Consider the following 1,506-nt stretch of genomic DNA (forward strand, 5'->3'; position numbering starts at 1 on the left):
GCCGCGGACTGCGCCTCGCCGTGGGCGACATCGAAGTCACGGAGACGGAGGCGCGCATGCAGGCCGCCGTCGTCCTGCTTGCGGACGTGTCCTTCTCGATGGCCGCCGAGGGACGCTGGGTGCCCATGAAACGCACCGCCCTCGCCCTGCACCACCTCGTCTCAACCCGGTTCCGCGGCGACCGGCTGCAGCTGATCACGTTCGGCCGCTACGCGCAGACCATGGACATTGGCGAGCTCACGGCCCTGCCGGCCCTGCGGGAGCAGGGAACCAACCTGCACCACGGCCTGCTGCTGGCCGGCCGGTTCTTTCGTCAGCACCCGTCGATGCAGCCCGTCCTCCTCGTGGTGACCGACGGCGAACCCACCGCGCACCTGCTGGCCGACGGCGAGTCGTGGTTCTGCTGGCCGCCGGACCCGGAGACCATCCGCGTCACGGTCGCCGAACTGGACCGCCTGGCCCGCGCCGGCACGCAGGCCACGTTCTTCCGGCTCGGCGACGACCCTTCCCTGGAACGTTTCGTCCAGCGGATGGCCCGCCGCATCGACGGCCGCGTGGTGGCGCCCGAGGCCGGAGACCTGGGCGCTGCCGTGGTGGGGGAGTACCTCCGCGCCCACTTCCGCGGACGCCCCTACGACGACGCCGACTGGGCCCAATAGATCCGCGGCGACTCTCCACCACTGGGGGGGGGGTAATTGGCCACGCCGTCGGGGTTTGACCGCAGTTCGATCTCACCGCCAAGGGTTTCGGTTGACAGAATGGTGCAACGCCCAATAGGCCAGTGCGAGGAACGCGACGGCCTGAATTCCGAGGAACCCGGTGTCTGTGAGCCATTGCTCGGCTGTCGGGTCGTAGAGCGTGTCCACTTCGGGTGCTGGCGGTTTCTGGAGCCCGACAGTGGCCGCCGCAGCCGCGTAGCCAAAACGTGCAGGGAGCAGCCACGACACCTCCTCAAGTCCGGCGCGGCCTTGGATAGCGAACAGCCCACCGCAAAGGACCAATTGAGCCATCACCAAGGCGACGAGCGCAGGCATGGTTTGTTCAGTCGATGTCGCGGCAGCCGAGATCACCAGCGCGGCGGCGGTCATGGCGACGCCAACCGCTGCCACAGCCACCGCAATCTCCAGGTGCCCATTGCCGAGTACCAAGGCATCGTCCGGTCCCGGCAGACCGAGGAGAGCCATCACGGTGAACAGGATGCACTGGATTGCGACCAAGGCGCCAAGCACCACAAACTTGCCGAGCAGGTAAGCCGTAGGGGAGAGGCCAACGGCCTGTTCCCGCCGGTAGATGGGCCGTTCCGCGACCAGTTCGCGCACCGTGAGGGCTGTTCCCATGAGCGCTGCTCCGACCACGAGGACAATGAGCCGCTGTTGGACCTGATACAGATCGCCCCCGGCCTCCCGCATGGACAGCCCGGCCTCGCCGGGGAAGGCGTGCGCCATCAGGGCGAGCAGCATCGGCAGGCCGACAAGGAGGACGACGAAGAGGCGGTCTGCGGCGACG

Annotated in this window: 2 protein-coding genes; one reads left to right on the forward strand and one right to left on the reverse strand. The window is 68.2% G+C overall.

Annotated features, from left to right (window positions below):
- A partial coding sequence (locus LQV45_RS31740) for a VWA domain-containing protein (RefSeq protein WP_230011408.1) occupies window positions 1-659 on the forward strand: 659 nt, incomplete at its 5' end.
- Window positions 660-731: 72 nt separating this feature from the next.
- On the opposite strand, the gene LQV45_RS31745 is transcribed toward LQV45_RS31740, so the two are convergent.
- Window positions 732-1,506, reverse strand: a 775-nt coding sequence (locus LQV45_RS31745; protein ID WP_230011411.1) for an ABC transporter permease, incomplete at its 5' end; no start/stop codon positions are given.

It is taken from the genome of Microbacterium sp. Bi128, assembly GCF_918698205.1.